Source organism: Hydrogenophaga sp., from assembly GCF_030656115.1.
Taxonomy (GTDB): Bacteria; Pseudomonadota; Gammaproteobacteria; order Burkholderiales; family Burkholderiaceae_C; genus Hydrogenophaga.
This window is the reverse complement of record NZ_JAUSOO010000138.1, coordinates 21,204-28,926: the sequence shown is the minus strand read 5'-3', so window position 1 is coordinate 28,926 and position 7,723 is coordinate 21,204. Positions and strand designations below refer to the sequence as shown.

General features: G+C 66.7%; 7 protein-coding genes. 2 read left to right on the top strand and 5 right to left on the bottom strand.

What is annotated here, in order from left to right:
- Positions 1 to 103, bottom strand: a 103-nt coding sequence (locus Q7J58_RS18510) for a 4Fe-4S binding protein (RefSeq protein ID WP_304831093.1), incomplete at its 3' end; no start/stop codon positions are given.
- Positions 104 to 327: 224 nt separating this feature from the next.
- Between Q7J58_RS18510 and Q7J58_RS18505 the strand changes: the two genes are divergently transcribed.
- Positions 328 to 1,458, top strand: a complete 1,131-nt coding sequence (locus Q7J58_RS18505) for a helix-turn-helix domain-containing protein (protein ID WP_304831091.1) — start codon at positions 328 to 330, stop codon at positions 1,456 to 1,458.
- A gap of 81 nt (positions 1,459 to 1,539) precedes the next feature.
- Here Q7J58_RS18505 and Q7J58_RS18500 read toward each other — a convergent pair whose 3' ends face one another.
- Both Q7J58_RS18500 and pedF read right to left on the bottom strand, forming a co-directional pair.
- Positions 1,540 to 2,448 (bottom strand): transporter substrate-binding domain-containing protein, encoded by a 909-nt coding sequence (locus tag Q7J58_RS18500; protein WP_304831090.1) that lies wholly within the window; start codon positions 2,446 to 2,448, stop codon positions 1,540 to 1,542.
- A gap of 46 nt (positions 2,449 to 2,494) precedes the next feature.
- Positions 2,495 to 2,989 carry a cytochrome c-550 PedF gene (pedF, locus tag Q7J58_RS18495; protein ID WP_304831089.1) on the bottom strand — a complete coding sequence of 165 codons (495 nt, stop codon included), beginning with the start codon at positions 2,987 to 2,989 and terminating at the stop codon, positions 2,495 to 2,497.
- A gap of 435 nt (positions 2,990 to 3,424) precedes the next feature.
- Between pedF and Q7J58_RS18490 the strand changes: the two genes are divergently transcribed.
- The gene (locus Q7J58_RS18490; RefSeq protein WP_304831088.1) at positions 3,425 to 5,497 is read left to right on the top strand and encodes a sigma-54-dependent Fis family transcriptional regulator; all 2,073 of its coding nucleotides are present in this window, start codon (positions 3,425 to 3,427) and stop codon (positions 5,495 to 5,497) included.
- On the opposite strand, the gene Q7J58_RS18485 is transcribed toward Q7J58_RS18490, so the two are convergent.
- Both Q7J58_RS18485 and Q7J58_RS18480 read right to left on the bottom strand, forming a co-directional pair.
- On the bottom strand, positions 5,474 to 6,559 hold the full coding sequence (locus Q7J58_RS18485; RefSeq protein WP_304831087.1) for an MBL fold metallo-hydrolase: 1,086 nt from the start codon (positions 6,557 to 6,559) through the stop codon (positions 5,474 to 5,476). The genes Q7J58_RS18490 and Q7J58_RS18485 overlap by 24 nt on opposite strands.
- Complete coding sequence (locus tag Q7J58_RS18480) at positions 6,553 to 7,698, bottom strand: alpha/beta fold hydrolase (protein ID WP_304831086.1); 1,146 nt, start codon at positions 7,696 to 7,698, stop codon at positions 6,553 to 6,555. The genes Q7J58_RS18485 and Q7J58_RS18480 overlap by 7 nt, the downstream gene beginning before the upstream one ends.
- Positions 7,699 to 7,723 lie beyond the last annotated feature (25 nt).

Genomic DNA, 7,723 nt, shown 5'->3' with positions numbered 1-7,723 from the left:
ATTTCGACGTGGCGTAGGTGCCGTAGTTCTCGAAAGAACAGGCCATTTCGCACTGCAAGCATCCGGTGCATTTGTCCGGGTTGATGTGCAGGACTTTCTGCATGTGAGGTCTCCTGGTGGGTAGCGGCGCTGCTGGTGCAGTGCCTTGCCTATGAAAGGAATTGCCTAGGCATTGTTGAAGGCTTAAGCCACTTTGGATTCAGGGTTATCCCTAGTCAACCACCGTTCATCTCGTGAAATTCTCAAAATGAAACACACCGAGCCTTGGCATACTTGGTGCGTATGAAACGGTGCCACAGACCACCGAACAACCCACAGAGACATGGCATGAACACACGTCCGCTGCAGCCCGGCGCAGCCCCCGCACCCGACCGCCTGGCCCTGATTGAGAGCGCACGGCGTGCGGTGCTCGGCGAAGGCGGGCTGCAAGCGGCGCCCTGGGTCGAGCCCTGGATCGACCGCTCCTGGCGGCGCTGCCTGGCACAAGGTCTTCGACCGCAGCAGGCGATCGCCTTTCAGGCCGTTTCCGGGCCCGCCACACACCGCGCCATCGAGGCCAGCCGGCCGCTGCTGCACGCGGCCGCACCGGTCATCCAGTCGCTCGCGCGGGCCATGGCAGACACCCGCTACTTCGCCATCTTGACCGACGCACAAGGCGTGGTGATCGATGTCAACGGCCCGGTGGACCGCCACAACCCCCACGCCGACCTGATCGCCCGCGTGGGTGTGGACCTGTCGGAAAACGCGGTGGGCACCACCGCGATTGGCGCCACCCTGGCCGAACTGCAGCCGGTCTGGCTGCACCGCGGCGAACACTTTTTTGACGACAACGGGGTCTACAGCTGCGCGGGTGCGCCGCTGTTCGGACCCGACGGCCGGTGCGTGGGCATGCTCGATCTCACCGGCATCCACGTGGCCGAACGCCCGGCCCTGAAACACCTGGTGGCGCAGTCGGCCCGAAGCATTGAGAACGCGCTCACGCTGGCGCAGCCGCACCAGTTGCTGCTGCGTATCCATTGGCCCGGCAGTTCACCCGAGGAAGACAGCGCGGGCCTGGTCTGCGTGGACGCCGACGGCTTTATCAAAGGCACCAACCGCGCCGCCGCCGACATGCTCACCTTAACGCCTGGTACGCCTTGGCCCCATTGCAGCGACGTGTTTGCCGTGCCGTTCGAAACCCTGTTCGATACCGCGCGCAGCGAACATGCAGCCCGCGAACTGCCCTTGTGGTCGGGCCTGCGGCTGGCGGTGTCGGCCCGGCTGAACACCGAGCGCGCACGCGCCCAGTCCACGCGGCCTGCCATGCGCCCCACCGCACCGCTGAAAGAGGTGGAAACCGCGCTCATTCGGAAAGCGGTGGAAGACGCACGAGGCAATGTGATGGAAGCCGCCCGCGTGCTGGGCATCAGCCGCGCCACGGTGTACCGCAAACTGACGCGCAAAAAACCAACCCGCTGAAGCGACAACACAGCGCGCGCAACAAACCCGTTGGGGCTGCGCCCCAAACCTGCCCCAGCGACACCGGGTCTGGCAGCCCCTTCAAGGCGCAGTGAGTGTCATGCCCTGCTGTCTGAAGATGGCCAGCAATTCACCGCTGTTGCGCAACGCCTGCAACGCCGTCTCCAGCGCCTGCCCCAGCGCTTGGTGCTCCGCCTTGATGGCCATGCCCACCGGCCAGCCGTTGTCGGGCACGCCGCTGAGCACGAGCGGAGACAGGCGGTAGTCGCCACGCCGGGGCCCGTGGTGTGCCAGCACCGATTCGGCCTGGGCGCGTGTGACGTAGGCGGCCACGGCCTTGCCATCGACCACCGCCTGCACGGCCTCCACACCGGTGTTGTAAATGCCCACCTGCGTGCGCAACAAGCCGCCGCCGTAACCCATGAGCGCACTGGCAGCGCCCGCCCCGCGCTCCGCCGCCAGGGGCAACCCCTTGAGGTCTTCGGGGGCGACCACGTCGGCCAGGCGGCGTGTGTCGTGCAGCAACACCAGCGACTGCCGCATGTACGGCGCCAACACCATCACCTGCCGGTTTTTCTGCATCAGGTACTTGTCCACCGGCACCTGCAGCATCACGTCGGCGGGGCCGTAACCCAGATAGTGACCCCGCCACACCATGTTGCGCAGGTCGTCGTTCATGTTCTCGCCCGCGTCAAAAGGCAACAGCGACAGCGACAGGTTCATCTGCCGCGCCAGCGCCTGCGCCAGTGCCACATCCAGCCCTTGCATGTCGTTGGCTGCGCCCGAAGACAAGGGCGCGTTGTCTTTGTAAACCGCCACCTTGAGCATGCCACTGGCGCGTATGCGGGCCAGGTCCGACAGCTCGGTCTGCGCAGAGACGGGCGCCACGCCCGCCAGCAACGGCAGCACCATGGCCAGTGCGGCCTGCCGGCGACCGATACCCGCCGTCTTCACAGGCTGGGCTTGTGCCGCGTTCGGTGAAATTGTCATGGAATGTGTCTCCGGTGTTGTGGTTCTGAATGCGCTGACTGGGGGTTCAGGGTTCGCGGCGGGTTTCCAGGTAGGTCTTGATCGACCAGATCGCCTCTTGCGACAACGTGGCTTCAAACGGCGGCATGTACACCCGTCCATCGCGCACCCGGCCCCGGCGCACGGTGGCCAGGTAGTAGTCGTCCATTTCTTTGTAGCAAGCCGATTTTTTTGCCGGATCGCTCATACCGGAACAATCCGCATCGAACTTGCGCAGGTCGGGCGAAATACCGCCCGAAATGGCTTCCAGCCCGTGGCAGCGGGCGCAGTTCTGGTTGTAAGCCGAGGTGCCGATGCGCAGCGCTTCCTTGTGGGCCGGCCCTTCGCTGTACGGGTTGGCGTCCAGCCATTTCGCGCCCAGTTGCGGCAGGGTGCTGGTGTCGACCGACTGGGGCGTCACGTCCCCATGGGCCATGACGGTGGCGGCCACCAGACAACTGGCGGCCAAGGCCAGCGCACGCAGCGCGGCACGCGGAGATCGGGTGTGGAAAGAACGGTTCATGGGGCTTGTCTCCAGGTTTTGTTAACGGGCTGTGACCCCTGGGTAGCAATAAGCAGGCCATTGACTTTTCGCCCATCCCAAGGCGCAACACCCCCCAGCAGCCCCGCACGCCGGGCTCCTGCACACTGTTCCAAATTGAAGCAAAAGCACATCCGAAACGCCACAGCGAGCCGGCGCGGCAACAAGCGCTGTCCCAGCGCATGGCCCCGCAACCCAGCAGGTGGCGGGCTACTTGCTTGACGAAGCACCGAGCAAATTTGGAACACCCTGTTGCACCCCGGGATTTCCAGTGTTGATGGCTGGGACAGATATGAAGAAAATCACATGAGACAAGAAAACACAGATGCCGACGAAACCGTTCCGGACACGGCAACCCATGCTGCAACAGGCGGCATGGAGGGTTGGGAAAACATTTCACCGGACCCAGGAGACAACATGAGTGCAGCCATCTACCCGCGCAGCGCTGGGCGCCGCGGACACCTTGCGCCGCCGGACGCCCCCGCCACCGATCAAGCCGATCTGATCTTGCAGTCGCACCAGCGCTCGCAGGCCTATGGCATCACCGCGCACAGCGAACCCGACTTTTCCAGCCCCTCGCGTGGGGACATGAACAACGCGCTGGACGAAAACCGGTTTTTGTTTCAGCACGCCGCGCCGGTCATGGAAACGCTCTACGACCAGATCGTCAACACCCACAGCATGGTGCTGCTCACATCGGCCCGGGGCATGGTGCTGCATTCGCTGGGCGACACCGACTTTCTGGAAAAGGCTTCCCAGGTGGCGCTGACACCGGGCATGGACTGGTCTGAAAAAAACAAGGGCACCAACGCCATCGGCACGGCCCTGACCGAAGAAGAAGCGCTGACGGTGCACGGCAGCCAGCACTACCTGAACGCCAACAAATTCCTCACCTGCTCGGCCGCCCCCATCTTTGACCCGTATGGCCAGGTCATTGGGGCGCTGGACGTGACCGGAGACCACCGCAGCGTGCACCAGCACACGCTGGCGCTGGTGCGCATGTCGGCGCAGATGATCGAAAACCACATGTTTGCCGACATCTTCCCCAAGGCCATCCGCATCCACTTTCACACGCGCTCGGAGTTTCTGGGCACCCTGGTCGAAGGCATTGCGGTGTTTTCGCCCGAGGGGCGGTTTCTCTCGGCCAACCGCAGCGCGCAATTTCAAATGGGTCTGCCGTTCAGCGCCCTGCAAGCGCACACCTTTTCATCGCTGTTCGGCATGTCGGTGTCTGCGCTGTTTGAACGCTTCAGCGGCGCGCTGCCCAACCCCAGGCAACTGTGCCTGCACAACGGCGTGTCGGTGTGGTGCCGCGTGAAGGTCAAGGCCGCCGCACCCTGGTCGGGTGCTGCCAGCGTGTCGCCAGGGCCGGTGGCACCCGGCCAGTCAGAGGCCCACCCCACCGAGGCCCCAGGCGCCAGCCACCCAGCCCCTGCGCCCCTGAAGCCAACCGGCAAAAAAATGCAGTTTTCTTCCCTGCATTACCTCGACACGGGTGACCCACAGGTGTCGTCGGTCATCCACAAACTGCGCCGGGTCTCGGGGCGCGACATCCCGGTCATGATCCTGGGCGAAACCGGCACCGGCAAAGACCTGCTGGCGCAAGCCATTCATGGCGACTCCACCCGGTCTGCCCAGCCCTTCGTGTCGGTCAATTGCGCCTCCATTCCCGACACGCTGATCGAATCGGAGCTGTTTGGCTACGAAGAAGGCGCGTTCACCGGTGCGCGCAAAAAGGGCTCCATCGGCAAAATTTTGCAAGCCCACGGCGGCACGCTGTTTCTGGACGAAATTGGCGACATGCCCAAGCACCTGCAAGCGCGGCTGCTGCGGGTGTTGCAGGAACGCAAAGTCAGCCCGCTGGGCGCAGGCAAAGAGGTGGACGTGGACGTGGCGGTGGTCAGCGCCACGCACAAAAACCTCAAAGACATGATTGCCCGCGGCGACTTTCGGGAAGACCTCTACTACCGCCTCAACGGGCTGGTGGTGCGGCTGCCGGCGCTGCGCGAGCGCTCCGACTTCGACCTGGTGGTGCGAAAAATCCTCAAGTCGCTCTGTGAAAACGGGGAACATGTGGGCATCTCGCCCGAGGTCATGGGCGTGTTTCAACGCTACCACTGGCCCGGCAACTTCAGGCAACTGCACAACCTGCTGCGCACCGCCGTGGTCATGGTGGGGTGCCAGGGCGAAATTGCCTTCGAGCACCTGCCCGACGACTTTCTGGAAGAGCTGGAGCAAGGCCCTGCCGAAACCCGGCTGATCCCGCCCATGCACATGTTTGCACCTGCCGCACTGCAGGCCGGCCCGTCCGACGCCACCGCCATGCCCGAGCCCGAAGGCCACCGGCTGCAAGACGTGGCGCTGGGCGCCATGGCGCAGATGCTGCGGTTGCACAAGGGCAATGTGTCGGCCGCGGCCAAGGCGCTGGGCGTGTCGCGCAACACCATTTACCGCAAGAAAGACCAGCTACCGCCCGACGTGCTCGGTTGACCGGGGCGGCTGCGCGCCTTGCTCCATCCACACCGGCTCCAGTTCGCGCCAGGCGCGCTGCACATTGAAGCCGTGGCGCTCGGCGTAGCCCGCCCAGTGGCGGTAGGCGGGCAGCTCCACCACACCCGCGTCTTGCGGCTGGCGCCCCGCGTCCATGGCCTGCAACACCCCGTCGCGCAGCGCTTGCAAATACACCCGCGTGGCGCCCAGCGCGGCGGGTGCTTGCCCTGGCCCGTCAGCAGACGACACCACCGCCGACACCACGTGGTGGGCGCCCCGGGCTTGCAGGCGGTCCAGCGCAGCCAGCCAGGCGTCGAGCCGGCCTTGGGCCAGTTCGGGAATGCGCCCGTCGTAAACCAGTCCGCCGGCCCACACGATGCGGTGCTGCGCGTTCCAGAGCACCAGATCGCCCTCGGTGTGCCCCTGCTCCAGTGGCAACACCACCAGCGCCAGCGGGCCAACGCTCAAGGTTTGGCCGGGGTACAGCGTGTGGGTGGGCTCCACAATGTGGGTGCCTGCCATGGCCTCGGCCCCGGCCCGCGCGGTTAGGCCCGCCAGGCACGCCGGGCAGCGCTGTTGCATGGCGGCGCGGGTGGGCTCGCTGGCGGCAATGCTCAGGCGCCCCGCCACCGCCCAATCGGCAAACGCGGCATTGGCCAGCACGTTCTCCGCATGGGCGTGGGTGTTGACGATCCAGCGCACCTCGGCATTGAAGCGGCAGGCCAAGGACTGGCGCACCCGCTCACCATGGCGCTGGCTGGGCCCGGGGTCGATCACCAGCGCCTCGGCACCGGCCACCAGCGCGGTGGTGGGCGCCACATGGCCGCCGTTCAACACCGACACCTCGCCCGGCGCCTCGGGCTGCCACACCCAGACACCCGGTGCCAGCGCTTGCCAGGGCACCGCTGGGGCGGCCTCGCAGCCGTGTGGGTTGGCGTGCGCCCATGGCGCGGCCCCGACCGCCAGCCCGAACCACAACCAGCGCAGGCACAGGCCACAACGCAAACGCCAGGCCCGCAGCCTGCGGGGCATACACAGCAGCAGCTTGCCAGCCATCAGCATGGGTTGCGCACCGTGGCGCGCAGCGCGGCCAGCAGGCCGGGCTCGTGCCCCAGGTGGCCGCTGCACGGGGTCTGCAAATAGGCCGCATGGGGCGGCCCCAGGGCGGCCCAGCGGCGGCTGTTGGCGGGCGGGCAAATGGCGTCAAACCGGCCATGCACCCAGTCCACTCGAATGCCTTGCTCGGCCAGGCGCAACACCGCCCGGTCCAGTTCCCCCGGCCGCACAAACCCCCGGTGCAGCAGGTAATGCGCCTGGATGCGGAATTTGCGCAGCGCGCGGCGGTCGGCCTGATCGGCGCCAGGGCGCTGCACCCGCGCCAGCGCGCGCCGCTGCTGGCGCTGCAGGGCGGCCCAGCCACGCCGAATGGCCGGCGCCAGCGGGGCCGATGGCGCTGGGGGTTGCGCTGCGGGCCCGGTCAGACACGGCGCCTGCATGGCATGGCGCAAACTGCGCCGCATGCCCCGGCCTGCCGCCGCGGTTTCCAGCAGGTTCCAGCGCCGCAACACGCGCAACGGTGCAACACCGGGTGTACCAGATTGAAGCAGTTGTCTCAGGCGGGCCAGCACCGGCGGTACAGCATGGCCCGCCGAGCCGGGCCAATGGGGCTCTGCGCCCAGGGTGCGCAGCACGCCGGGGGCGGGCAACAGCAGACCCCCCACTTCGCGCCGGCGCAGCGCAAACGCACCGCGCAGCACCAGGCGCTGCACCCGCTGCGGGTGCGCCTGCGCGTAAGCCAGCGCCACCACCGTGCCCCACGAACCGGCCAGCACCGACCAGCGCTCCAGCCCCAGATGCACCCGCAGCGCTTCCAGGTCGGCCACCAGCGCCTGCGTGGTGTTGGCGGTGGTTTGGCCCCGTGGGCGGCTGGCCCCGCAGCCGCGCTGGTCGGGCGCAATGGCCCATTGGCGCGCCAGGTCCAGCGGCGCGAGCATGCCGGGCTGGCAACTGCTGCCCGGGCCGCCGTGCAGCAGCAGCCAGGGCGCGCCAGCCGGGTTTCCCACCGTGCGCCAGGCCATGCGGTGCCCGCGCCCCACCGCCAGGAAGCGCGGTGGTGGCCAGCCCTGCTTTCCACCGGCGGCCTGCACCCGCTCAGGGTTGTCCCTAGGTGGGGGTTTTGTGGCATTGATATTGCTGGACATAGGGGCGGCTTGATGAGCAGTGGTG